The following is a 23,421-nucleotide window of genomic DNA, read 5'->3' as shown; positions in this document are numbered from 1 at the left end:
AGGTGCGGCTCGACCCGGCCGTCCGTCATGCGGCGCCGGTGACGAGTGCAACGAGTTCGTTGCCGGTGGTCTCCGAGGCACGCACCGTCGCCACCATCCGTCCCGCTCGCATCACCCAGATCTGGTCGGACAGGCGCCGCACCTGATCGAAATTATGGCTGACCAGGATGATGCTGACGGCCTGTTCGCGCAGGCGCCGGATCAGGGCTTCGACGTTGGCCGTTTCCTGCACGCCGAGCGCTGCGGTTGGCTCGTCCATCACCACCAGCTTGGCGCCGGAGCCTGCGGCGCGGCAGATCGAGATCGCCTGTCGCTGTCCGCCCGACAGACGCCGCACGCGCTGGCTGACCGAAGGCATGTTGATCGACAGGCGCGACAGCATGGCGCGCGCCTGCTGCTTCATCGCCTTGCGGTCGAGCAGGGCGAGCGGGCCGATCCGGCGCACGATCTCACGGTTGAGGAACAGGTTCTGAGCGACTGTCAATTCGTCAATCAGCGCGAGGTTCTGGTGCACCGTCTCGATGCCGGCCTTGCGCGCCTCGTCGGGATTGGCGAAGGGGTGCACCCGGCCGTCGAAAAAAATGTCTCCGGCGTCCGGCACATGCACGCCGACCAGGCAGCGTATCAGCGTCGACTTGCCGGCGCCATTGTCGCCGATCACCGCGGTGACCTCGCCACGGCGGGCCTGGAAGGCGACATCGGTGAAGGCGCGGATGCCGCCGAAATGCTTGCTCAGTCCTTCGCAGGCGAGGATTGCGTCGGCTGACGGGGAGTGATTGACGGCGCTCATTTCTTATACCGCATGATCAGTGCCGCCAGCACCACGATGGCGCCAACGGCCAGGGGCTGGTAGAAGGCCGAAACGCTGAGCAGCGTCAGCCCGTTGACGAGAGCGGTGAGCATCAGCGCTCCGATCGCCGGGCCGAGAATGCTGGCGCGTCCACCAAACAGGCTGACGCCTCCCAAGACGACTGCCGCCACCGAATTGAGCAGAAGGCTGGTATTGATCTGCGGTTCGGCCGAGCCGATGCGCGCGACCAGGAGCAGTGCGGCGATGCCGGCGCAGAAGCCTGAAATCGTATAGGCGGCAATCTTGACCCGGTTGGTGTGGATGCCGAGCGCGCTGGCGCTTTCGACCTGGCCGCCGGTCGCCAGCAGATGCACGCCGAAGCGGGTGTGGTAGAGCGCGATATGCGCCACCAGAACGGCTGATATCGCCACCCAGACGGGATAGCCGAACGGTCCAAAGGAGCCCGAGGCCAGCCGCAGCAGGAAAGTCGAGCCGACCATTATCGGCTCGCCGCCCGACAAGATCAGGCCGAGCCCGGTGACGCCCGAAAGCGTACCGAGCGTTACCACGAAGTCGGGTATTCGCCCGGCTGTGATGAGCACGCCGTTAAGGAAACCGACCGCGCTGGTGGCGGCTACGGCGAGCACGCAGGCGAGGAAGATGCCATAGCCCGCGGCATCGACGAGGCCGAGGATGATGGCGCCCAGCATGACGGCTGCCGCCAAGGAGAGATCGATGCCGGCGGTCGCGACGACGAAGGTCTGGCCGATCGACAGCACGACCAGGATCGCCGCGGCCAGCAGCAGGGCCTGCAAATTGGCGACGCTGAGAAAGACCGGCTGGGCGATGCCGAACACGATGACGAGGCCGATGAGGCCGACGACCGATGCCCAGTCGGCCCAGAAGGAAGGATCCAGGAGGAGAGCCGCCAGGGAGGGAGGGCTCTCCTCCGCCGCGCCCGCTTCCCGCGAGGACGCGTTCTCGGCGGGAGCGCTCACTGCTGCAACATCTCGCGGAATGGGTCCGGGTAGTCGCCGCCGGGGCGCGGGAAATTCTTCAACGAGGCTTCCGCATTGTCCTTGTTGATCAGCAGCACCGGCGCCGGTACGTTCGCAGGAAGCGTCTTGCCCTTGGCCGCGGCGGCGCAGGCTTCCACGCCCATGGCACCGACAACATAGGGATATTGGGCGACGGTGGCGGCGAGTTCGCCGGCGGCAACGGATTTCAAGGCGTCGACGATGCCGTCGAGGCCGATCACCTTGACGTCCTTGCCCGAGGTCTGGACGGCGCGCTGGACGCCGAGCGCCATGATGTCGTTGGCGGCGAAGAAGCCGGCGAGATCCGGGTGTGCGGCCAGGATGTCGGTAGCCGCGGTTAGCGCCTTCTCGCGATCCCAGTCGGCGCTGACCATCACCACGACGTCGAGCTTGCCTTCGACGGCCTGCTTGAAACCCTTGATCCGGGCATTGCTGCCGACATCGCCGACGATGCCGGCCACCAGCGCGACCTTGGAGCCTGCAGGAACCAGCTTCAGCATCTCTTCGCCTGCCAGCACGCCGGCGGCAACGTTGTCTGTGCCGATATAGGTTGAGATGGTGAAGCCGGCGGCCTTAGCCTGTTCGGCGTCGATGGTGCTGTCGATGTTTACGATCGGCTTGTTCTTCTGGGCGACAGGCACAAGTGCCTGGACGAGGTTGCTGACGCTGATCGGATTGACCAGATAGCAATCGAAATCCTGCATGGCCATGGCGGTCAACCGATCGGCCTGCCCGGTGGCGTCGCCCATATTGGCGGCTGCCTGGATAGTGACGGCCACGCCGTCGGCCTTGGCCTGCTCTTCGATGCCCTGGTGCATATACTGGAAGAAGGGATTGTCGAGACCCTTGACGATAGCCGCGACGCGGGCCGCGTCCTGGGCTTGGGCCGGCATGGAAATAACGGTTGCAAACAGGCCTGCGCCAAGCGACAGGCAATTGAACATACGCATGCTTCTGCCTCCTCCTAATTGTTGGTTGTGCCGCAATTGACCCGTTGTTCGGCGAACGGAATGCCTGTGCCGGCCAAGGCCAGCCCGGCACTTGCGAAAAGCTGCCGACCAATCGGCGATTGCCATGCGGCTTGCCGGTTCAGGAACCGTTCCGGGTCATTGTTCGTGTCAGGCATTTCTCCTCCCAGAGCGCTGACCGATGCCTGTCAGCATTTCCGCATGTTTTAGAAAAATTTGACACGCGTCAAGATTTAAATGGTGTGCAGTGGTTTTTGATGTGCTGCGATGCAGCAGAAATCGATACTGCAGGGATGTCGAAGCAGGCTTGATGCCGGCATCGTCAGTTGTCTGGTTTCAAACTATGAGCCCACCGCTCACGCCGATTGCAGAGGTGCCAGCGCTGGGCCATCGGTGCGAAACAGGTGGCAAGCCGATGGCGAGATGTCGAGCGCGATCGGGCTGTGCAACGGCGTCCTGTCGCCGCCTTCGGCTTGGACGACCAGCGTGATGTCAGGCGCGATCTCGACATGCAGGATGGTCAGGCTGCCAAGCCGCTCCGCCAGCACGGCTTGCCCCTTGAACTGTCCGTTGGCCGAGATGCGGAGATGTTCCGGCCGCATGCCGAGCAGAAGATCGTCGCCGGATTTGCTTGCGCCGGCGGCGACCGGCACGGTCAACGCCTCGCCGTCCGGCAAGGTCACGGTGACGCCTTCGGGGCCGGCTGACGCCACCTTCAGCTTCAGCAGGTTCATCTTCGGCGAGCCGATGAAGCCGGCGACAAAAATGTTTGCCGGCCTGATATAGAGATCGAGCGGCGAGCCGACCTGCTCGATCGAGCCGCCGTTCAGCACGACGATCTTGTCGGCCATGGTCATGGCCTCGGTCTGGTCGTGGGTGACATAGATCATCGTCGCAGCCAGATGTTCATGCAGGCGCATCAGCTCGAGCCGCATGCTGACCCGCAAGGCGGCGTCGAGATTGGACAGCGGCTCATCGAACAGGAACACTTTGGGATTGCGCACGATGGCGCGGCCGATAGCGACACGCTGGCGCTGGCCGCCCGACAGCGCCTTCGGCCGCCGGTCGAGTAGATGCGAAAGCTGCAGCACCTCGGCTGCCTCTCGCACCTTGCGTTCCTTTTCGGCGGCGGAAACGCCGGCGATCTTCAGCGCAAAGCCCATATTCTCGGCCACCGTCATGTGCGGATAGAGCGCGTAGGACTGGAACACCATGGCGAGCCCGCGCTCGGACGGATCGATCTCGTTGGCGCGCACGCCATCGATCAGCAGGTCGCCGGCGGTGATCTTTTCCAGCCCGGCGATCATGCGCAGCAGCGTGGACTTGCCGCAGCCGGACGGGCCAACGAAGACGACGAATTCGCGGTCCTCGACGTCAAGATCAAGGCCCTTGATGATCTCGACGGACCCGTAGGATTTGCGCACCGCGCAGCTTGAGCTCAGCCATGGCTTGTCTCCCTGGCGCCGGCACACTCAGTCGCGCCGTCTTTGTTGTCCTCGTCCTGCGCCATCGCCAATGGCGCGCCCGGTTCGCCTTCCCACAGGATCAGGCTGGCCGCGCCGATCAGTCCTGCGCGGTCGCCAAGCTGCGCCGGCACGATCGGCACATCCCGGTAGGCCGGCATCGCCCGCTGCTCGACGGTCGCCCTGATGGTTGGAGCCAACAGGTCGAAGCCATTGGCGAGGCCGCCGCCCATGACGATCAGGTCCGGCGAATAGAGGTGAAGCAGGTTGGTGAAGCCGATGCCGAGCCACTTCGCCTCCGCCTCGATCAATTCGAGCGCGCTGATATCGTCGGCACGTGCGGCTTCGACGACGTGCCTGGCCGAAACGTCGCCGTCAGCCGAAAGGCGCCTGAGCAGGGAGCCGTCGCCCGGCGTTGTCAGCGCTGTGGCACGCCGCCCGAGCGCGGTTCCGGAGGCGACCGCCTCGAAACAGCCGACGGCGCCGCAGAAGCAGCGGTCGCCCTCGCCGGTGATGGTCATGTGGCCGATCTCGGCCGCCAGCCCGCGCCGGCCGTGATAGATGTGGCCGTCGGCAACGACCCCGCCGCCGATGCCGGTCGACACGGTGACGAACACCAGGGAGCCGCTGCCTCGGCCGGCGCCGAAGCGCCATTCGCCAAGGGCGGCCGCGTTGGCGTCGTTTTCCAGCCGCACCGGCAGGCCGAAATGCTTGCCGAGAATGTCGATCAACGGCACGTCGTGCCAGCCGGCCAGCGTCGGCGGCGCGATCACGATGCCGGCCTTGGGATCGAGCGGTCCCGGCGCGCCGATGCCGATCCCGGCGACGTCCGCCTGTGGGCGCTGTGTCAGAAGAGCCCCGGCCAGTGCGATGATCTGGCCGATCACCGCATCCGATCCCGCGATCGCCATCGTCGGCGCCGAAACCTGCGCGACGACGCCGCCGCCGCTTTCGACCAGCGCGCCGCGCAGCTCCGTTCCGCCGAGATCGAAGGCGAGGGCCAGTCTTGTCATCAGGCGGCGACCTTCAGCCCACGCAGCCAAGCCATGCGCTGCGCGAGGTCGGGGTCGCCGAATGCCAGCGATCCGAGCACCACCGTCTCGGCCCCGGCGGCGCGCAGGCGCGGCACCGTCTCGTGGCGGATGCCGCCGTCGGCAGCCAGGATGATGTCGGTCTCGCGACCCGCTTGCTGCATCAGCGTGCGTGCCTCGATCAGACGGGGGCAAGCCTGATCGGAAAGGCTCTGGCCCTTGACGCCGATGGATGTGCCGAGGAGCGTCACAAACGCGACTTCGGGCAGGAACGGGGTGACCGCAGCGACCGGCGTTTCCAGCCTGAGCACGACGCCGGCCTCGGCGCCGAGTTCATGCGCCAGCCGCACGGCGCGCAGGCCGGCTTCGCCGTTTTCGGCATGGACGCTGATCAGGTCGGCACCGGCCTCGATGAACTGGCGCGTCTGCTCCTCGACGATCTCCGCTTCGACCATCAGGTGAACATGGATCGGTTTTGCCGTCAGCCCGGCGATCCGCGCTACCAGATCCGGGAAGAATAGGAAGCCGGGGGTGAAGCGGGCGTCTGCGACGTCGATGTGGTGGAGGTCGACATGAGGTTCTATGCGCTTCAGATCGCGCTCCATATTGGCAAGATCGGCCGACCACAAGGAAAATTCGTTGAGCAGCCGGTTGCGCGGCAGGGCGGCGATGGCGTCGGGACCGGACAAGGATTTGTTCGTCATGACGGAATGAGGCTCCGGAAACTCGAGTAGGTGTGAAGGAAGATCGTGATCTCAGCCTGCAGCTCTGCGAAATGCCTGACGCTGTCGAGTGCCTTGGGAGAGGTTTCGGCAAAGGTTGCGCCGGGGATCGCCGCCGCGAGCGTATGGGCCGCCGTCAGCGGATGCACCGCATCCATGGCATTGCCGATGACGAGCGTGGCGATGCCAAGGGCAGCGGCGTCACTCGCCGAAACGCCCGGGCCGTCGGCGGCAATGTCGGCGAGGACCTGCGCGAATGGCGCGGCGTCCGGCCGGTCGAAATAGCCGAACAGCGAGGCAAGGTTGTCGGGTGCTTCACGCTGCAGGCGCGCGGCGGTTTCCGATTGCGCGAAGATCGCCCTCGCCTTGTCGGGGCCACGATCCAGGATAAGCTTGGCAACCTCGGCGATCGGCCGCAGGTTCACCGGCGCGCTGTCGAAAATCCAGGCCGGCCGCACCAGGAGAAGACCCGCGACGCGGTCCGGATGACGGCAGGCCAGGCGCATGGCGATCGCCGCGCCCATGGAAATGCCGCCGGCGACGAAACGATCGAGGCCGGCCTGATCGGCGGCGGCAACAACATCGTCCGCGAACATGCTCAGGGAAAACGGACGGCGGCTGCCCAGTCCGGAGGCGCCGTGCCCGCGACATTCCAGCGTGATGCGCCGCAACCCCGGCCCGGAAGGGAAAGCCTGGGCGACCTGCGCCTCGCCACCGCCCAGCCCGTGCTGAAAGACGACCGCAAGCCCGTCGCCATGGTCGGAGACTTGAAGCGCGGCGTCATCGCGAAGCAGCGTGGCAAGGCGGGGCATCAGGTCAGCCCCTTCAGGAAGCGGGCAACCCCCGGCGCTTCGTCGGCCGAAATGCCGTGCGTGACCAGCGCCCCGTCAAAGCCTGATACTTTCAGTCGGGCGACAAAATCCGGGAAATTGACGACACCCCGACCGGCCGTAGTGAAGTGGCCGTCAGCTAAACGGTCCTTGGCATGGGCCATGGCGACGTGGCCCGCTGTGCGTTCGACGGCGGCGGCGACGATGTCGCGTGCTTCGGCTGGGCTCGCCTGCTCGAACAGGTTGGCCGGATCGAGCACGACGCGCAGCCGTTTCGAGCCCATCTCGGCGATGAGGCGCATCGCGTCCGACGCCGAGGTGACGATGTTGGCCTGTTCGGGCTCGATGCCGAGATCGACACCGTGGCGCTCGGCGAGCTGCAACGCCTTTTCCATCTCGCTCGCCATGTCGTCCCATGCCTCAGGGGCGGCATTGTCAGGGTGATACGCCCACTGATCGTCCGCGTTGCGCGTTCCCGTGCACAGGGTGACCAAGGGAACGGACAGGGATGCCGCGGCCTTGATGACCACGCCAAGCCGGCGCAGGCCGTCGTCGCGCATAGCCCTGTCGGGATGGGCCATGTTGTAGGTGCCGGAGAGCGCAACCAGCGCGACACCGCAAGCATTTGACGCGGCCGCGATGGCATTAATGGCGTCTTCCGGCACCGCATCCGGCATCGACGGCAGGCCGGCGCAGGCCAGGTTGAACTGGGTGACGGCAAATCCCGCGTCGCGGACCGCTGCCAGTACGCCGGCCGGTTCGCTGCCAGGGAAGGTCTTGGCGAACACCCCGATCTGCATCAGACCGCTCCCGTGACGCTGGCGGTCTCGACGCGCTCACCGCTTTCGACGGAGCGGGCGATCGCCACCATGGCGCGGATCGAGGCGAGGCCGTCCTCGACATCGGCGCCGCGCAGCGGCGCGCCGTCGAGCACCGTGTCGGCGAGACCCTCGAGCTGCCGCCTGAAGAAATGACCGTCGGCGCCGAGCGGCCTTCGCGATGTCGCATCCTTCTCGTGAAAGATATCGACTTCGCTCGCCCGGAAATACCAGGGGTTGAAGGTCTTCGCGATCACCGAGCCGTTTTCGCCATAGAGCTGGAAGCCCTCGTGCCAGTCCATGCGGACAGCCACGGTGAGGTCGAGATGGCCAAGCGCGCCATTGGCGAACTCGGTTTCGACGAACCAGCAATAGGCGCCGAAACGCTCGTTGAGGCGGGCGCGCACGGCGACGATCTCGCCGCACAGGAAGCGCGCAGTGTCGACCAGGTGCGAGCCGTGCGCGAGCATGAAATACTGCCTGAGATCGGACTTCGGATCGCCGCCCGGTTTGCGCGCCAGCTTGCTGGTGACGGGCAGCGGCTGGACCGCGTCGGTGTTGGTGTAGCGGTGAGTGGAATCGCAATACCAGGCTTTTAGCGCCAGGATCTCGCCGATCTCGTCCCGGACGAAATCGCGCGCCCCTTCCAGTGCCGGGTCGAAACGCTTCATATGGCCGACCTGCAGCACCTTGCCGGAGCGCCTGACCACATCGGCGAGCACCTCACCTTCCTCGACCGAAACGCCGATCGGCTTCTCGCACAGCACGTGCTTGCCGGCCTCGAGCGCCTTGATCGACATCGGCACGTGATAGGCGTCCGAGGTCGCGACGATCACCGCCTCCAGTTGTGGATCGGCGAGCATCTCATCGTAATCGCCATACATTTTTTCGGGTTCATAGGTCGCGCCCATGCGCGCCAGAAGATCGGGGGCGGCATCGCAGATCGCATAGAGGTCGGCGTTCCTGGCCTTCACGCAGGATTCGAGATGGGCGAATTGTGCAATCGGCCCGCAGCCGAGCACGCCGACACGAAGGCGACGGTCTTGCTTCCGGATCATGGTCTCTTCCTCACGCGCCGTAGTCGCGCATGGTCTGGCGGTTGGTCTTGACCGCGGCGGCCGGATCGGCGGCGGCGGTCTCGGATTCTTCTTCCAACACCAGCCAGCCGTTGAAATGTGGCGCGGCGCTGGCGATATCGATCACAGCTTGGGTGTCGCAGACGCCCTTGCCGAGCATGGCCCATGTGCCGCTGGCATCGACGTCCTTCAGGTGGATGTAGCGGATGCGGTCCCGGTATGTGGTGAGCGTGTCGATCATGTCTCCATGGCCGCGCAGGATGTGGCCGGTGTCGGGCACCCAGCCGACGAGCGACGGATCGATCAGTTCGAAAATCCGGTCATAGTCGGCACGGTCGAACAGCAGCGTGTTGTGGTGGGAACTGGGATGGACGGCGATATCGACGCCGGCCTTGCGTCCGAATTCGCCGGCCTTGTTGTAGAACTCCGCAGCGATGGCAAACTTGTCGTCACGCGGGCCGTCGGACACGACGGTGGCCGAACCAATGGAGACGAGGGCGCCGGGGAATGCAGCGGCGAAATCGATCCAGCGCTGCGCGGTTTCCAGGTCGGCGCCGATCTTCTCCTTCAGCGTGAAGCCGCTCTTCGAGCCGAAAGCTAAGGAGACGAGGGCAAGGCCGGACGACTTCAGCGCGGCAGCGAATTCCACAGGCCTGTCGGCATAGCGGCCGATCATCGTGTCGGTGATCTCGATGCCGTCATAACCGCCATCGGCGATCGCCTTAAGCAGATCGTCGGGACCACCGGTAAAACGGTCTCCGAGCATTTCCCAGGTAAAGGTCTGGCAACCGACTTTCAGGTCTTTCACGTTCATCCTTTCATTCCTTGATGCCGCCCTGCGTCAGCCCTTCGATGATGTGCCGCTGGAAGAACAGCACCAGCACGATCAAAGGGACGGTGACGACGGCCGAAGCTGCGGCGATGTCGCCCCAGGGCACGTAATAGAGATTGGTGAAGTTGGCGATGCCGACGGGGATTGTCTGGCGATCGATGTTGGAGGTGAAGGCGAGCGCGAACAGGAACTCGTTCCAAGCGGTGATGAAGGCAAGCAGGCCTGTGGTCACCAGGCTCGGCAGCGACATCGGCAGGATGATATGCCAGAGCAGGCCGGGAACGCTGACGCCGTCCATGCGCGCCGCCTCGTCGATCTCGCGCGGCAGCGTCTCGAAATAGCCGAACAGCACCCAGGTGACGAGCGGCAACCCGAGTGCGAGGTAGGTTATGATCAGCGCCGTGTAGGTATCGAGCAAGCCGAGATTGCTCGCCACCAGATAAAGCGGCCCGACCAGCGCGATCTGTGGAAACATCGACACCGAAAGGATGACCATCAGGATGCCGAAGCGGCCCCTGACGTTGAGCCGCGACAGCGCGAAGGCGGCCAGCGACCCGACGGAGAGGCACAGGAATGTCGTGGCCAGCGACACCACCAGCGAATTCCAGACATAACGGTGCAGTTCTTTCTCGACGAAGGCATTGTAGTAGTGCTCAAGCGTGAAAGGCGCGGGGATCAGCGACGGCGAGCCTGACGTCAGCGCCTTGTCGAGCTGAAACGACGTCGAGAACTGCCAGATGAACGGGCCACCCGACCAGACAAGGATGAGCAGTGCGCCAAGGTAAATGACAATGGTCTGCAGCGGCGAACGCGTGTCGTTCATTGCGCCCTCCTGATTTGCCTGATGAGGTAGAGGCAGAATACCAGTGCGATGATGCCTTCGGTGACGAACATTGCCGTCGAAACGGCGGAGCCATAGCCGAATTGCAGCGTCGAGAAGAGCACCTTGTAGGACAGTGTCGACAGCGTCTCGGTCGAATCGGCCGGACCGCCTCCGGTCAGCACATAGACGAGGTCGAAGACGCGGAACGCGTCGAGCGCGCGAAACAGACCGGCGATCAGCAAGGTCGGCATGAGTAGCGGCAGGCGGATGTACCAGAAGGTGATCCAGCCTTTTGCGCCATCCATGCGCGCCGCTTCGATCAGCGAATTGGGCACAGTCTGCAGCCCGGTCAAAAGCAACAGCGCCATGAACGGCGTGGTCTTCCAGACATCGGCGATGATGATGGTCGTCATTGCCGTGTCGGGCGAGCCGTACCAGTTGACGTTCTGGTCGATCAGCCCGGCATGCAGCAGGATATAGTTGATGATGCCGTTCTGGCCGTCGAACAGCCAGCCGAACATCTTGGAGGTGACGACGGTGGGCATCGCCCAGGGCACCAGCATGGCGGCGCGAACCAGACCGCGGCCCTTGAAGGCCTCGCACAGGATGAGCGCCATGCCGAGCCCGATGACGGTCTCAAGTATCGTCGATGCCGTAGTGAACCACATTGTGTGCCACCAGGCATTCCAGAATTGGGCGTCGCCCCATAGCTGCACATAGTTGGAGAAGCCCGAGAACTCGTTCTCCTGCGTGATCAGCGAGGTGTTGGTGAGCGAGAGATACAGCCCGTTGATGATCGGGTAGAAGGAAACCGACGCCAGCGACACGAAGGCCGGCGTCAGCAGGAGGAAGGCCCACAATGAGACTGGAAGTGCCTTGCCAAACCGCCGCGGCCAGCCAATGCCAGGAACAGTGGCCGCCGCGGTCATGGTTCAGCCGACGATCTGGTCGATTTGCGCCGCCAGCGCGTCCATCTCGGCCTGGACATTGCCTGAGACCAGCGCCTTGGAGATGCCGGACTGCAAGGCCAGCGTCACCTTTGCATATTCGGGCGTGATCGGTCGGGCGGTGGCGCCGGTGAACACCTTCTCGAGGCTCGCCATGAACGGCTGTTCGGCCTTGATCTTCTCGTCCTGGAACAGCGCCGGGCGTGTTGGCGCAAGGCCGAAGTTCAAGGCGATGCGATGCTGGGTTTCGGTCGACGACAGCCAGGTGAGCAACTCGATCGCGGCTTCGCGCTGCTTGGAGTTGGCGTTGACGCCGAGCTGGTAGCCGCCGAGACAGGCCGAGCTCTTGCCGCCGGGGAAAGACGGCAGCGGCGCGACGCCGACCTTGTCGACTATCTGGGAAGCCTTGGCGTCCTGGGCAATCGGATAGACATAGGACCAGTTGCGCATGAACATCGCCTTGCCTGAGGTGAAGGGCTGGCGCGACGGCTCCTCGTCCCAGGACAGGACGTCCTGCGGGCTGATCTTGGTCCCGTTGATGGTGTCGTGCAGGAACTGGATCGCGTCCACCGCCGCCTTCTGGTTGATCAGCGACGACTTGCCGTCGGGCGCCAGGATCGCACCATTGTTGGAAGTGATGATCTCGACTGCGTCGCAGACCAGAACCTCGGCCTGCTTGCCTTGCCAGAGATAGCCGAAATCGACATCGCCGGCCTTCTGCGCGGCGGCCGCGATGGTCGCCATGTCGGCCCAGTTTTCCGGCACCTTGCCGCCATGCTTTTCCAGCACATCCTTGCGGTAATAGAACATGCCCGAATCCATGAACCAGGGCAGGGCAGTCAGCTTGCCGTCATAGGTACAGGCGTTGAGGGTTCCGGAGAAGTAGGCGCTGCGCTTGTCCGCCGGAAAGTATTCGTCAAGCGGCAGCGCCCAGCCGGCGGCGGCAAAGCCGGCGATCCAGATCACGTCCTGGCTGAAGACATCAGGCGTGCCGGTGCGCCGGGCGAGCTGCTGGACGAGGCTCTGGTAGACTTCCGTCGATGAGCTCGGCGGCGGCAGCTCGATGTTCTTGACCAGAACGCGGTCCTGCGATTCGTTGAAGGCCTTGATCAGGTCGCCGAAAGTCTCCTTGCCGAAGAAGGCGGCGCTGGCAAAGCTGATTTCGGCGCGCGACTGTGCGCGCGCCCGCCGAACGCCCAGCCCGGTGCTAAGGCCAAGTGCCGCCGCACCCAGCAGGCCGGCGCTGCCGATGAGAAACTGCCGGCGGTCGGCGATCGTCACATGCGCCGCAGGCTTCGAGCCGGAGACCGGCCCTTTTTTGATGTCAGTCATTTTCTCCTCCTTGCGCTGGCAGCCTCCCAACCAGCATTTCCGCATGTTCCATAAAAATTTTACGCGCGTCAACATTTAAAAGCTGTAAAGCGGCTTTCGAATGTGGTCCCTTGCTGGTGCAAGGGGTCAGTCAAAGCGTTGCGACGTCGGGAGGTGGAATAGAAAATGCCAGGAAAATCAGCAGCTAAGCTCGGCATCGGCGTTGTCGGGTGCGGCAACATCTCGATGACCTATTTGCGCAATGCGGCTCTGTTCGGCGAGGTGGAGCTGCGCGCCTGCGCCGACATATCGCCAGATATGGCGGCGCTGCGTGCCAGCGAATACGGTATTCGGGCTCTCAGCGTCGATAAGCTTCTGGCCGATCCCGAGATCGATCTCGTCCTCAACCTGACCATCCCCGCGGCGCATTTCGACATTTCGCTTTCGGCGCTGTCGGCGGGAAAGCACGTCTTCACCGAAAAGCCGCTGGCGACCTCGGCCAGTGACGGTCGCCGCCTTGTCGCCGAGGCGGCGGAGCGCGGGCTGCTGCTGGGCTCAGCCCCGGACACCTTCCTCGGCGCCGCCGGACGGTGGGCACGCCGCCTGATGGACGACGGCGCGATCGGCCGTGCCGTGACCGGCACCGCCTTCATGATGGGGCGCGGCATGGAGCACTGGCATCCCAATCCGCAATTCTACTATCAGCCCGGCGGCGGACCGGTCTTCGACATGGGTCCGTACTACCTGACGATGCTGGTCAATTTGCTCGGGCCGGTGGCCCGCGTGATGGCGATGGCGACGCGGGGCCAGGAGGAGCGGCTGATCATCGCCGAAGGCCCCTACCGGAACACCAGCTTCAAGGTCGGCACACCGACCAACATCCTGTCGCTGCTGGAGTTCAGCTCAGGCGCCACCGTCACCTTCGGCGCCTCGTGGGCTGTCTTCAGGCACTCCAACCACCCGATCGAGCTGCATGGGACGGAAGGCTCGCTCAGGCTGCCCGATCCGGACACGTTCGGCGGCACCGTCTCGCTGTCGGAACGTGGGGCCGACTGGGCCGACTTCCACAGTGAGAGCGAACTCTATGGCGCGTGCAACTGGCCCTACGCCGCGCCGGACCGCGCCAACTATCGCATGCTCGGCGTCGCCGATCTTTCGCGCGCGCTGACAACCGGAAGAAAGCCGCGGGCGTCCGGCGAACTTGCGCTGCATGTGCTCGAGATCATGGAGGCGATCCTCGCTTCGGGAGAGAGCCGCGAGTCCGTCGCCGTCTACGCAACCGTCGATCAGCCGCCGCTCCTCCAGGAGGACGAAGCGGCCAGCCTGCTTGCCTGACATCGGAGGGCTTACGATGATGACGTCGCTTTCGCCCTTGCTCGATCCGGAGGCCCGGCATGTGCTCGACCTCGACCGGGAAGCGGCAGCCCCGCCGTTCGAAAGCGGCACGCCCGAAGAGGCGCGCCGCGCCTATGAGGAGGGCTTTCCGGCATTGCAAGGTGAGCGTGACCCTGTCGCTTCGCTGACCGAGCGCACCATCACCGGACCCGGCGGCCCGCTGACGCTCAGGATCTATCGCGGACAGGGCGTGAGCGGGGCCGCTGCCCCGGCGCTGCTCTATCTGCACGGCGGCGGCTGGGTGATCGGCAATCTCGAGTCGCATGACGAGATCTGCAGGTGGTTTGCCAATATGGCGGCCTGCGTCGTCGTCTCTCCCGACTACCGGTTGGCGCCGGAGCACAAATTTCCGGCGGCGATCGAAGATTGCCGTGCCGCACTTTCCTTCATGCAGGACGGCGCGGGCGATCTCGGCATCGATGCAGAGCGGCTCGCTGTGGCCGGCGACAGTGCTGGCGGCAATCTCGCTACCGTGCTTTGCCTGCTTGCGCGCGGCGACAAGAACCCGCCGACGGCGCAACTCCTGTTCTATCCGAACACGGACGCCTCGCAGGCGGCAGACAGCTACCGCCGTTTTGCCGAGGACTATGGCCTGACATCGGCGACCATGGCCTGGTTCCGCGACCACTACATCCGCGATGCCGGCGATATCGACGATTGGCGCGTGTCGCCACTCAACGCCGAGAGCCTTGCCGGCGCAGCGCCGGCTTTTGTCGCAATCGCCGGTCACGACATCCTCGCCGATGAAGGCGAGGCTTATGCCAAGCGTCTGGAAGATGACGGTGTGCCGGTCGTCCTGCGGCGTTGGCCCGGCCAGATCCACGGCTTCGTCTCGATGGGCCGTCATGGTCCGGCGGCGCGGCAAGCGGTCAGCGCGGCGGTTGCCGCATGGCGCGGCTTCGATCCTGTCTTTGGAAACGCTCAGGCCGACTGACGCATGACCAGCGTCGCGTCGAGACTGACCTTGGGGGCAACTGCCGCGTCGTCCTCGTCCAGCAAGGCCAGCAGCGTCTCGACGCTGCGTCCCGCCATGGAAGCGAAGTCCTGCGCCATGGTGGTGAGGGCAGGGCAGGTGTAGCGGCTCAGCGGATGGTCGTCATGGGCTGCGACCCGCAGGTCGCAATCGCCCTTGCGGCCGACCTTGCGGCCTTGCGAGTAGGCGGCAGCCATCACGCCGAAGGCGAGACGATCGTTGGCGCACAGAATGGTCTTGCCCGGCAGACCGCCACGGGCGAGCATCGCTTCCATCTGCTCGTAGCCGATCCGTTCGAAATCCCAGGTGTAGTCATAGGTGTTGCCGATGAGCACCGGCTCATGCCCAAGCCGCTGCATGGCGCCGACATAGCTGTTCAGGCGTTCGCGCGAATTGTGGTTGACGTGCGGGATGTCGAAATAGACCGGGGCGTCACCGGAACGGCAGAGATAATCGACGATCGTCGAGACGCTCTGGCTGTTGTTGTTGCCGACGAATGGCGTGTCGCCCTCGAGGTAAGTGTCGAAATAGACGATCGGTATGGTCTGTGTCAGCTTCTCCAGCGTGCGGTGGTCTGAGCGCAGGCCGAGCGGCGCAATCAGCGCGCCGGAGACTTTCAGCGAAAGAATGGTTCGCGCTGCTTCCACTTCGAGCTCGCGCGAGCCGTGCGAGGAGATCACGATCGGCCAGTAGCCTTCGTCGCGCAGCCTGAGTTCGATTCGGCTGACCATCTCGGAATAGAAGGGATCGGCGACCGTCGGCACCACGATGCCGATGCTGCGGGTCCGCTTGCGGTTCAGGTTTCGCGCAAAGAGATTTGGCTGGTAGTCGGACGAGCGCAGCGCCACCTCGATCCGCTGACGTGTCGCCGGCTTGACGCTGGTCGGATCGTCGAAATATTTCGACAGTGTCGGCCTGGAGACGCCGCAAGAGCGAGCAAAATCCTCCATCGTCTTGTGTGTCATCGACATCAAAGCCCTCGCGCTGCTACGAGCGCTGCCCGGTCTCTACATACGGTGCGCCAGCGCGCAACTGCAAGGCGAAACTTTACAGACAATTTCGGTAGTTTCCATGCGTCAATTTATTAATTGACGCGAAAAAGCACAAGCCGTATTCACCTCCGTGGGCGAATTCGAAATTCATGTCACCCGGAAAGTGCTCGCGCGGTCATCAGAAGCGAGGCCGGGGCGAAACGCCGGGAGGGATTCCGCGAGATGAGGAAGCTGGTCAGTGCCGGCGAGATTCTGGTCGAGATCATGGCCGAGCGGATCGGCCAGAGCTTTCTCGAGCCTGGTCCGCTGCTTGGACCCTACCCGTCCGGAGCGCCTGCCATCTTCATCGGCCAGGCGGCGGCGCTCGGCCAGCCGGCCGGTCTCATCGGCGCCGTGGGCGACGACGATTTCGGCAGGCTGAATATAGAGCGGTTGCGGGCACTGGGCGCCGACGTGTCGGCGATCGCGGTACACAAGGGCCATGCAACGGGCACGGCCTTCGTCACCTACCGGGCCGACGCCAGCCGGCATTTCGTCTTCAACATCCGCAACAGCGCCTCCGGCCTGATCGAGACCGACGGGGCGGCAACAAACTTGCTCGCTAGCGCCGATCACGTCCATGTCATGGGTTCGTCGCTGTTTTCCGACCGCGCCGTTGCGGTGACGCTATCGGCGATCGAGACTGTCAAGGCCAAAGGTGGAACGGTGTCCTTCGATCCGAACATCCGCCGGGAGATCATGCAGGCGTCCGGCGTGCGCGCGGCGCTCGATCATGTGCTGGCGCGAGCCGACATCTTCCTGCCGAGCGGCGAGGAGCTCTTCCTGTTTTCATCGGCGAAGGACGAGAAGGGCGCGGTCGACGAATTGCTGGCCCGTGGCCTGTCCTGCATCGTCCTGAAGAAAGGCGCCGCCGGCGCCGTCTATCATGATCATCACGGTGCGGTCGCCTCGTCCGGCTTTGCCGTCGACGAGGTCGATCCGACCGGCGCGGGCGATTGTTTCGGTGCTGCCTTCGTCTCGTTCTGGCTGCGCGGGGCGGCTCCTGCCGAAGCCCTGCGGATCGCCAATGCCTGCGGTGCGCTTGCCGTCACCCGCAAGGGGCCGATGGAAGGCATTTTCCCGCTTGAAGCGGTCGAGGCATTCATCGTCACGGGGAACACGCAGTGAGTGACGCGACGCGAAGGTTTGCGAACATTGCGGCCAGGCGCGCCGCAGGCGAGAGAAGCGGCATCGCCTCGGTCTGCTCGGCGCATCCGCTGGTCATCGAGGCTGCCCTGCGCCACGGCGTCGCGCGGCACGCGGATGTGCTGATCGAGGCCACCTGCAACCAAGTCAACCACGAGGGCGGCTACACCGGGATGAGGCCCGCCGGCTTCCGCAGCTTCGTCGAGGCGCATGCGCTGAAAGCGGGTTTCCCAGTCGATCGCCTGATCCTTGGCGGCGATCATCTCGGACCCAATCCGTGGAAGCACATGGCTGCGGCCGCCGCGATGAAGAAGGCGGGGGCGATGATCGATGCCTATGCGAGCGCCGGCTTCACCAAGATGCATCTGGATACGAGCATGGCCTGCGCCGATGATCCAGCCGTGCTTGCCGATGAGATCATCGCCGCACGCGCGGCCGAACTTGCTGCAATCGCCGAGGCGGCGGTCGAGCGCGCCGGCAGCGAGAAGCCCGTCTACGTCATCGGCACCGAAGTGCCGGTGCCGGGCGGTGCACTGGAGGCGCTCGACCACCTGAATGTGACGGCGCCTGACGATGCCTTGCGAACGGTAGAGGTACACGCCCGAGCGTTTTCCCGCGCCGGCCTCGAGGCCGCTTTTGCCCGAGCGATAGGCGTCGTCGTCCAGCCGGGCGTCGAGTTCGGCAACACCGAAATCGTGCCCTATGCGCAGGCCAAGGCGACCGAACTCGCAGCCGTGCTCGACCGCATGCCAAAAGTCGTTTTTGAAGCGCATTCGACTGACTACCAGCCGGCCGAAGCGCTTAACGCTCTCGTTCGCGACGGTTTTGCCATCCTCAAGGTCGGCCCCTGGCTGACCTTCGCGCTTCGCGAAGCGCTGTATGGGCTCAGCCATATAGCCGATATGTTCGCGCCGGACCCTTCGCGCGAAAGCCTACCTGCCGCGATGGAACGCATCATGCTGGCGTCTCCGGAAAATTGGCAGAAATACTATCCGGGTACTCCGGAAGAGCAGCGCGTGCAGCGGCATTTCTCGTTCAGCGACCGCATCCGCTATTACTGGCCGACGCCGGAGGCGCAGCGCGCAATGCAGGCGCTGCTGGACGTCCTGAGCGAGAAGGATATCCCCCGGCCTCTGATCAGCCAGTATCTGGGGCAGCTCGACGCCGAGGTTGCGGCAGGCCGGGTCAAGCCTCTCGCGCACGACCTTCTGATCGGCAGCATCACCCGTGTCCTCGATATCTACGCGGACGCGACGGGACAGTAGGGATCGCGCCGCCGGAAAGACGGCAGCCGCCCAAATCCGCCTCATAGAGCCCGCTGTCGACGTCGTTTCGAAAAGGGCGCCGCCGCAATTTACAACTAACATGTTAGCGTGATAGGACTGCTGCACATTGATATCTGGAGAGAATAGCAGTGGCCTCGCGCTTTGGTCTTTCGGTAGCCCTCACCACGCCTTTCGAGGCTTCCGGGCAAATCGCCATCTCTCCCATGATCACGCAGGCCCGGGCTTGCCTTGGCGCCGGCTGCAGCAGCGCAACGCTCTTCGGCACCACCGGGGAAGGCGCCTCGGTGGGCACGGGAGAGCGGCGGATCGTCACCGAGGCCATGCTGGCCGCCGGCATTCCGGCACATCAGCTCGTCGCCAGCGTGCTGGTCGATGCGGCCGAAGACGCTGCCGAACAGGCGCGGCATGCCTTGCAGTGCGGCGTTCGCAACATCCTGCTGGCTCCACCGAGCTACTTCAAGAATGTCAGCGAGGACGGGTTGTTCGGATGGTTTTCCGCCGTCTTCGCTGCGCTCGGCCCACTGGCCCGTGGCGTCCTCCTCTACAACATCCCTTCTGTCACCATGGTGCCGCTCCCGCTTGCCCTGATCGGTCGGCTGCGTGCGGCCTTCCCCGGCGTGGTCGCAGGCGTCAAGGATTCGGGTGGCGACTGGAGTTACAGCGAGGCGCTGCTAAGAGCCCATGGCGACCTGGTGATCCTGATCGGCGACGAGCGGCACCTGGCCAGAAGTGTGCGCCAGGGCGGGCAGGGCGCCATTTCCGGCATGGCCAATTTCGTCACCAGTGAAATCCGTGCCATGGCCGAGGATGGGCGCGACGATGCCCGTGTCGAGAGCTTCGTGCTCGAATTGCTCAAATATCCGGTCACCCCGGCGGTGAAGGTCATGGTGGCGCGCAAGACCGGCGATGAGCGCTGGCTGGCTGTCCGTCCGCCGCTGGAGCCGATCGCTTCGCAGGGGCGGCAACAGCTTGCTGCCGCTTATGACAGGCTGTTTGCGACAGAGCCGGCCTGACCGGCAAAGGGAAGCGCGCTGAAATGGACGACAGCAGCGAACCGGCAACCCTCAGGGAAAGAGCTTATGCCAGTTTCACGCGGCATTTGCTGGCCCGCGATCTGCGACCGGGACAGTTCGTGTCGCAGCGTGAACTGGTTGCCTTTACCGGGCTGCCGCTTGGCGCCATCCGCGAGATCGTGCCGCGTCTCGAGGCCGAGGGGCTTTTGACGACCATCCCGCAGCGCGGCATGCAGATCGCCCATATCGACATCAACCTGATCCGCGAGGCCTTTCAGTTTCGCCTGTTCATGGAGCGCGAAGCGGTGGCGCTGTTCACCGTCAACGCCTCCGACGCCGAGCTCGCCCGCCTGCGGCACGAGCATGAGGACATGCTGGCTCAAGCGCTGTCGCAGGCGCCGACGCCGGAAATGGAAGCCAAGGCCCAGAACATCGATTGGGCCATGCACGACACCTTCATCGATGCGCTGGGCAACGAGATCATCGCCAAGGCGTATCTGGTCAATTCGGTAAAGATCAGGCTAATCCACCAGGAGCGTTTCCGTATCGACGGGCGCGTCGTGCCGGTAATGCAGGAGCACCTGACGGTGATCGAAGCGCTCGAGAGCCGCGACCCGCAAAAGGCGGTCGAGGCGATCAGCCGGCATATCGACAACGCGCGCCGGTTGGCGCTCCAGATCTGAGGACGTATGGTTCGCGGCTGCCGCGACACTATCCACAACGACAGCAACCCAGGGAGGAAGAAATGTCGTCCAATCCGTTTAAGCCAACGAGAAGGCAAGTCCTTGCAGGAACCACGGCGCTCGCCGCCGCGGGCCTGGCGGGCCTTCGCCCGAGTTTTTCCGCCAGCGTCGACTGGAAGCGCTTTGCCGGCACCACGCTCGACGTCAATCTGGTTAAAAGCCCGCGCAGCGACACCATCCTGAAATATATCGCCGAATTCGAGGAGCTGACCGGCATCAAGGTCAATGCCGAGGCGACGCCGGAACAACAGCAGCGGCAGAAGACGGTGATCGAGCTGAGCTCCGGCAAGCCGAGCTTCGATGTCGTGCATTTGAGCTATCACGTGCAGAAGCGCCAGTTCGAAAAGGGTGGCTGGCTCGCCGACATCGCCGGCTATCTCGCCGATCCGACCCTGACCGATCCCGGCCTGGTCGAAAGCGATTTCGCCGAGGCCGGCATGCTGTTCGCCAAGGACAACCAGGGCGTGCTGCGTTCGCTGCCCTTCTCGGTGGACTACTGGATCGTCTACTGGAACAAGGAGCTGTTCGAGGCCAAGGGCCTCAAATACCCTGAATCGTTCGACCAGCTGGTGGCCGCCGCCGAAGCGCTGACCGATCCATCGACCAACACTTTCGGTTTCGTCGCCCGCGGCCTCAAGAATGCCAACACGCCGGTGTGGACGTCGCTGATGCTCGGCTACGACATGACGCCGCTCGACGACAAGGGCAAGCTGCGCACCGAAACGCCCGAGGCGATCGAGGCCGCTGCCCTCTACCAGAGGCTGATGACCAAGTCCGCTCCTCCGGGTGTCACCGGCTTCAATTGGGCTGAAGCGCAGTCCGCCTTCCTGCAAGGCAAGATCGGCATGTGGTTCGATGGCGTCGGTTTTGCCCCGCCGATGGAAAATCCCGAAAAGTCGCGCGTGGTCGGCAAGGTCGGCTATGGCGTCATGCCCAAGGGGCCCAAGGCGCATGCCTCCGGGACGTTTGGCGACGGCCTCGGCGTGACCGCCTCCAGCGAAAAGAAGGAAGCTGCCTATCTCTTCTGTCAGTGGGCGGTTTCCCCGGCCATGGGCGCGCGCCTGCTCCAGGCCGGCGCCGGCGTGCCCTTCCGCAAGTCGGTGCTGGAAGATCCCAAGGTGCGCGAAGGCGTCACCATGCCGGCAAGCTGGCTCGATGCCGTGGTTCAGTCCGGCAATATCAGCAGGCTGGCGCTGCCGGTGATCATCCCGGTCACCGAGTTCCGCGACATCTACGGCGTGGCGTTGACCAACATGATTGCCGGTGCCGATCCTGCCGAAGAACTGAAGAAGGCCACCGCGCAGTTCCAGCCGGTTCTCGACAGGAGCGAGCAGGGCTGATGTCGACCATCGCCCCTGAACGCACCGGGGTGACGACAGGTCGCACCGAGGTGACGACGGATCGCACCGAGGTGACGACGAAACGCAGCGGCGCGACGACGCAAGCCATCGAGGAGAGCCAGTCGGTCCGACTGGCTCCCAACTACTGGCCCTTCGTCGTTCCGGCGCTCGTCGTCGTTAGCGCCGTGATCGTCTTTCCCTGGGCTTTCACGCTCTGGATGAGCGTCAACCGCTGGACGCTCGGCCAGTCGCGGAGCTTTGCCGGGATGGAAAACTATCTCCGTCTGGCCAGCGACCCGCGATTCTGGGAATCCCTTGTTCATACGTTGACCTACACCTCCCTCTCGGTGGCAGCGCCGATGTTCTTGGGCACTGTCGCCGCCCTGATCTTCGACGCCAGGTTTCCGCTGCGCGGCCTGCTGCGCGGCGTCTTCGTTATGCCGATGATGGCAACGCCAGTTGCCGTGGCGCTGGTCTGGACCATGATGTTCCATCCCCAGCTCGGCGTGCTCAATTACCTTCTATCGCTGGTCGGCATCCCGGCGCAGGAATGGATATTCAACGCCAACACGGTCATCCCTTCGCTGGTCGCGGTCGAGACCTGGCAGTGGACGCCGCTGGTGATGCTGATCGTGCTGGGCGGGCTGGCCTCGGTACCGCGCGAGCCGTTCGAGAGCGCCGAGATCGACGGTGCCAATGCCTGGCAGCAATTCCGCTACCTCACCCTGCCGATGATCGCGCCGTTCCTGATGATTGCGTTGATCATCCGCACCATCGATGCGCTGAAGAGCTTCGACATCATCTATGCGATGACCCAGGGCGGACCGGGCACGGCGTCGGAAACCATCAACATCTATCTCTACAACACCGCCTTCTCCTACTACGACATCGGCTATGGCTCGGCCATGGCCGTGGTGTTCTTCATCGTCATCGTGGCGCTGTCCTTCATTCTCCTGATGCTGCGCCAGCGCTCGCAGTGGAACGATGCGGAGGGCAAATAGATGAGCTCACGTCTGGTCAACCAGATCGGCCTGTTTTTCGCGGCTCTGGTCATCGTCTCGCCGGCGATCCTGTTCTTTCTCTGGATGATCTCGCTGTCGCTGAAATTCGAGATCGACAACGGCGCCTATCCGCCGATCCTGATCCCCGAACGTTTCGCCTGGTCGAACTATGTGAAGGTGTTCGAGGAGAACAATTTCCTGCTCTATCTCTGGAATTCGGTTCTGGTGACCGGCACGGCGACACTGCTGGCGCTGCTGATCGGCGTACCAGCCGGATATGGCATAGCGCGGCTCAAGGCCGAAAAATCGGCGGTCGTCATCATGATCGCCCGCATGACGCCCGGGCTGTCCTATCTCATCCCGCTGTTTCTGCTGTTCCAATGGATCGGGATCCTCGGCACGCTCTGGCCGCAGATCATCATCCATCTGGTGGTGACGGTGCCGATCGTGGTCTGGGTGATGATCGGCTATTTCGAGACCACGCCGATGGAGCTGGAAGAGGCGGCCAACATCGACGGCGCCAGCTCCTGGCAGGTGTTCCGGCTGGTTGCCCTGCCCATCGCCAAGCCGGGCATCGTTGTCGCCTTCATCCTGTCGGTCATCTTTTCGTGGAACAATTTCGTCTTCGGCGTGGTGCTCGCCAGCCGTGAGACGCGCACATTGCCGGTCGCCGTCTACAACATGCTTTCCTATGAGCAGGTGAGCTGGGGGCCGCTCGCCGCCGCCGCACTGGTGGTGACGCTGCCGGTGCTGGTCCTGACCATGTTCGCGCAAAAGCAGATCGTCGCCGGGCTGACCGCCGGCGCGGTCAAGGGCGGCTGAAGCCGCATTCCAGCTCGACATCA

At 64.1% G+C, this 23,421-nt stretch carries 24 protein-coding genes; 9 read left to right on the top strand and 15 right to left on the bottom strand.

Features of this window, described 5'->3' with window-relative positions:
* Positions 1-25: 25 nt before the first annotated feature.
* The 14 genes from CIT26_RS21050 to CIT26_RS20990 form a co-directional block, all read right to left on the bottom strand.
* Positions 26-790, bottom strand: coding sequence for an ATP-binding cassette domain-containing protein (locus CIT26_RS21050; RefSeq protein ID WP_095494359.1), 765 nt, complete (start codon positions 788-790; stop codon positions 26-28).
* Positions 787-1,788: an ABC transporter permease gene (locus CIT26_RS21045; RefSeq protein WP_095494358.1), complete on the bottom strand. Its 1,002-nt coding sequence runs from the start codon at positions 1,786-1,788 to the stop codon at positions 787-789. The genes CIT26_RS21050 and CIT26_RS21045 overlap by 4 nt, the downstream gene beginning before the upstream one ends.
* Positions 1,785-2,777, bottom strand: a complete 993-nt coding sequence (locus tag CIT26_RS21040) for a sugar ABC transporter substrate-binding protein (protein WP_095494357.1) — start codon at positions 2,775-2,777, stop codon at positions 1,785-1,787. The genes CIT26_RS21045 and CIT26_RS21040 overlap by 4 nt, the downstream gene beginning before the upstream one ends.
* A 14-nt stretch (positions 2,778-2,791) precedes the next feature.
* Entirely contained in the window at positions 2,792-2,953 is a 162-nt protein-coding gene (locus CIT26_RS36715) for a hypothetical protein (protein ID WP_167391493.1), read from the bottom strand.
* A 198-nt stretch (positions 2,954-3,151) separates the two neighbouring features.
* The gene (locus CIT26_RS21035; protein WP_245319509.1) at positions 3,152-4,219 is read right to left on the bottom strand and encodes an ABC transporter ATP-binding protein; all 1,068 of its coding nucleotides are present in this window, start codon (positions 4,217-4,219) and stop codon (positions 3,152-3,154) included.
* A 14-nt stretch (positions 4,220-4,233) separates the two neighbouring features.
* Positions 4,234-5,271 carry an ROK family protein gene (locus tag CIT26_RS21030; protein WP_095494356.1) on the bottom strand — a complete coding sequence of 346 codons (1,038 nt, stop codon included), beginning with the start codon at positions 5,269-5,271 and terminating at the stop codon, positions 4,234-4,236.
* On the bottom strand, positions 5,271-5,993 hold the full coding sequence (locus CIT26_RS21025) for a ribulose-phosphate 3-epimerase (protein ID WP_095494355.1): 723 nt from the start codon (positions 5,991-5,993) through the stop codon (positions 5,271-5,273). The genes CIT26_RS21030 and CIT26_RS21025 overlap by 1 nt, the downstream gene beginning before the upstream one ends.
* Positions 5,990-6,823 (bottom strand): alpha/beta hydrolase, encoded by an 834-nt coding sequence (locus CIT26_RS21020; protein ID WP_095494354.1) that lies wholly within the window; start codon positions 6,821-6,823, stop codon positions 5,990-5,992. Before CIT26_RS21020 ends, CIT26_RS21025 begins: the two co-directional genes overlap by 4 nt.
* Entirely contained in the window at positions 6,823-7,641 is an 819-nt protein-coding gene (locus CIT26_RS21015) for a sugar phosphate isomerase/epimerase family protein (RefSeq protein WP_095494353.1), read from the bottom strand. Before CIT26_RS21015 ends, CIT26_RS21020 begins: the two co-directional genes overlap by 1 nt.
* Positions 7,641-8,717, bottom strand: a complete 1,077-nt coding sequence (locus CIT26_RS21010) for a Gfo/Idh/MocA family protein (protein ID WP_095494352.1) — start codon at positions 8,715-8,717, stop codon at positions 7,641-7,643. The genes CIT26_RS21015 and CIT26_RS21010 overlap by 1 nt, the downstream gene beginning before the upstream one ends.
* 10 nt (positions 8,718-8,727) lie before the next feature.
* Positions 8,728-9,549, bottom strand: a complete 822-nt coding sequence (locus CIT26_RS21005) for a sugar phosphate isomerase/epimerase family protein (RefSeq protein WP_095494351.1) — start codon at positions 9,547-9,549, stop codon at positions 8,728-8,730.
* Between the two features lie 4 nt (positions 9,550-9,553).
* The gene (locus CIT26_RS21000; RefSeq protein ID WP_095494350.1) at positions 9,554-10,390 is read right to left on the bottom strand and encodes a carbohydrate ABC transporter permease; all 837 of its coding nucleotides are present in this window, start codon (positions 10,388-10,390) and stop codon (positions 9,554-9,556) included.
* Positions 10,387-11,319, bottom strand: a complete 933-nt coding sequence (locus CIT26_RS20995; protein WP_095494349.1) for a carbohydrate ABC transporter permease — start codon at positions 11,317-11,319, stop codon at positions 10,387-10,389. The genes CIT26_RS21000 and CIT26_RS20995 overlap by 4 nt, the downstream gene beginning before the upstream one ends.
* 3 nt (positions 11,320-11,322) lie before the next feature.
* Entirely contained in the window at positions 11,323-12,669 is a 1,347-nt protein-coding gene (locus CIT26_RS20990) for an ABC transporter substrate-binding protein (protein ID WP_095494348.1), read from the bottom strand.
* Positions 12,670-12,834: 165 nt separating this feature from the next.
* Between CIT26_RS20990 and CIT26_RS20985 the strand changes: the two genes are divergently transcribed.
* Positions 12,835-13,983: a Gfo/Idh/MocA family protein gene (locus CIT26_RS20985; protein ID WP_095494347.1), complete on the top strand. Its 1,149-nt coding sequence runs from the start codon at positions 12,835-12,837 to the stop codon at positions 13,981-13,983.
* A gap of 19 nt (positions 13,984-14,002) precedes the next feature.
* Positions 14,003-14,977, top strand: a complete 975-nt coding sequence (locus tag CIT26_RS20980) for an alpha/beta hydrolase (protein ID WP_095494409.1) — start codon at positions 14,003-14,005, stop codon at positions 14,975-14,977.
* On the opposite strand, the gene CIT26_RS20975 is transcribed toward CIT26_RS20980, so the two are convergent.
* Positions 14,965-15,987: a LacI family DNA-binding transcriptional regulator gene (locus tag CIT26_RS20975; RefSeq protein WP_167391492.1), complete on the bottom strand. Its 1,023-nt coding sequence runs from the start codon at positions 15,985-15,987 to the stop codon at positions 14,965-14,967. The genes CIT26_RS20980 and CIT26_RS20975 overlap by 13 nt on opposite strands.
* 243 nt (positions 15,988-16,230) lie before the next feature.
* On the opposite strand from CIT26_RS20975, the gene CIT26_RS20970 reads away from it, so the two are divergent.
* From CIT26_RS20970 to CIT26_RS20940, 7 genes are all read left to right on the top strand, one after another.
* The gene (locus CIT26_RS20970; protein WP_095494345.1) at positions 16,231-17,175 is read left to right on the top strand and encodes a sugar kinase; all 945 of its coding nucleotides are present in this window, start codon (positions 16,231-16,233) and stop codon (positions 17,173-17,175) included.
* Complete coding sequence (locus CIT26_RS20965; RefSeq protein WP_095494344.1) at positions 17,172-18,458, top strand: D-tagatose-bisphosphate aldolase, class II, non-catalytic subunit; 1,287 nt, start codon at positions 17,172-17,174, stop codon at positions 18,456-18,458. The genes CIT26_RS20970 and CIT26_RS20965 overlap by 4 nt, the downstream gene beginning before the upstream one ends.
* Positions 18,459-18,607: 149 nt before the next feature.
* Entirely contained in the window at positions 18,608-19,492 is an 885-nt protein-coding gene (locus CIT26_RS20960) for a dihydrodipicolinate synthase family protein (protein ID WP_095494343.1), read from the top strand.
* A gap of 23 nt (positions 19,493-19,515) precedes the next feature.
* Positions 19,516-20,175 carry a GntR family transcriptional regulator gene (locus CIT26_RS20955; protein ID WP_095494342.1) on the top strand — a complete coding sequence of 220 codons (660 nt, stop codon included), beginning with the start codon at positions 19,516-19,518 and terminating at the stop codon, positions 20,173-20,175.
* A gap of 62 nt (positions 20,176-20,237) precedes the next feature.
* Positions 20,238-21,575: an ABC transporter substrate-binding protein gene (locus tag CIT26_RS20950; protein ID WP_095494341.1), complete on the top strand. Its 1,338-nt coding sequence runs from the start codon at positions 20,238-20,240 to the stop codon at positions 21,573-21,575.
* Positions 21,575-22,576 carry a carbohydrate ABC transporter permease gene (locus CIT26_RS20945; protein ID WP_245319508.1) on the top strand — a complete coding sequence of 334 codons (1,002 nt, stop codon included), beginning with the start codon at positions 21,575-21,577 and terminating at the stop codon, positions 22,574-22,576. The genes CIT26_RS20950 and CIT26_RS20945 overlap by 1 nt, the downstream gene beginning before the upstream one ends.
* Complete coding sequence (locus tag CIT26_RS20940) at positions 22,577-23,398, top strand: carbohydrate ABC transporter permease (RefSeq protein WP_095494340.1); 822 nt, start codon at positions 22,577-22,579, stop codon at positions 23,396-23,398.
* Positions 23,399-23,421: the final 23 nt, after the last annotated feature.

The organism is Mesorhizobium temperatum (genome assembly GCF_002284575.1).
Classification (GTDB): domain Bacteria; phylum Pseudomonadota; class Alphaproteobacteria; order Rhizobiales; family Rhizobiaceae; genus Mesorhizobium; species Mesorhizobium temperatum.
Note: the sequence above shows the minus strand (reverse complement) of the source record. Positions and strands in the feature narration are given on the sequence as shown.

Bases quoted from the DNA above. Each gene is read 5' to 3' on its own strand.
- CIT26_RS21050 (WP_095494359.1), bottom strand. From the start codon at position 790: ATGAGCGCCGTCAATCACTCCCCGTCAGCCGACGCAATCCTCGCCTGC.
- CIT26_RS21040 (WP_095494357.1), bottom strand. From the start codon at position 2,777: ATGCGTATGTTCAATTGCCTGTCGCTTGGCGCAGGCCTGTTTGCAACC.
- CIT26_RS36715 (WP_167391493.1), bottom strand. From the start codon at position 2,953: ATGCCTGACACGAACAATGACCCGGAACGGTTCCTGAACCGGCAAGCC.
- CIT26_RS21030 (WP_095494356.1), bottom strand. From the start codon at position 5,271: ATGACAAGACTGGCCCTCGCCTTCGATCTCGGCGGAACGGAGCTGCGC.
- CIT26_RS21025 (WP_095494355.1), bottom strand. From the start codon at position 5,993: ATGACGAACAAATCCTTGTCCGGTCCCGACGCCATCGCCGCCCTGCCG.
- CIT26_RS21020 (WP_095494354.1), bottom strand. From the start codon at position 6,823: ATGCCCCGCCTTGCCACGCTGCTTCGCGATGACGCCGCGCTTCAAGTC.
- CIT26_RS21015 (WP_095494353.1), bottom strand. From the start codon at position 7,641: ATGCAGATCGGGGTGTTCGCCAAGACCTTCCCTGGCAGCGAACCGGCC.
- CIT26_RS21010 (WP_095494352.1), bottom strand. From the start codon at position 8,717: ATGATCCGGAAGCAAGACCGTCGCCTTCGTGTCGGCGTGCTCGGCTGC.
- CIT26_RS21005 (WP_095494351.1), bottom strand. From the start codon at position 9,549: ATGAACGTGAAAGACCTGAAAGTCGGTTGCCAGACCTTTACCTGGGAA.
- CIT26_RS21000 (WP_095494350.1), bottom strand. From the start codon at position 10,390: ATGAACGACACGCGTTCGCCGCTGCAGACCATTGTCATTTACCTTGGC.
- CIT26_RS20995 (WP_095494349.1), bottom strand. From the start codon at position 11,319: ATGACCGCGGCGGCCACTGTTCCTGGCATTGGCTGGCCGCGGCGGTTT.
- CIT26_RS20990 (WP_095494348.1), bottom strand. From the start codon at position 12,669: ATGACTGACATCAAAAAAGGGCCGGTCTCCGGCTCGAAGCCTGCGGCG.
- CIT26_RS20985 (WP_095494347.1), top strand. From the start codon at position 12,835: ATGCCAGGAAAATCAGCAGCTAAGCTCGGCATCGGCGTTGTCGGGTGC.
- CIT26_RS20980 (WP_095494409.1), top strand. From the start codon at position 14,003: ATGACGTCGCTTTCGCCCTTGCTCGATCCGGAGGCCCGGCATGTGCTC.
- CIT26_RS20975 (WP_167391492.1), bottom strand. From the start codon at position 15,987: ATGTCGATGACACACAAGACGATGGAGGATTTTGCTCGCTCTTGCGGC.
- CIT26_RS20970 (WP_095494345.1), top strand. From the start codon at position 16,231: ATGAGGAAGCTGGTCAGTGCCGGCGAGATTCTGGTCGAGATCATGGCC.
- CIT26_RS20955 (WP_095494342.1), top strand. From the start codon at position 19,516: ATGGACGACAGCAGCGAACCGGCAACCCTCAGGGAAAGAGCTTATGCC.
- CIT26_RS20950 (WP_095494341.1), top strand. From the start codon at position 20,238: ATGTCGTCCAATCCGTTTAAGCCAACGAGAAGGCAAGTCCTTGCAGGA.
- CIT26_RS20945 (WP_245319508.1), top strand. From the start codon at position 21,575: ATGTCGACCATCGCCCCTGAACGCACCGGGGTGACGACAGGTCGCACC.
- CIT26_RS20940 (WP_095494340.1), top strand. From the start codon at position 22,577: ATGAGCTCACGTCTGGTCAACCAGATCGGCCTGTTTTTCGCGGCTCTG.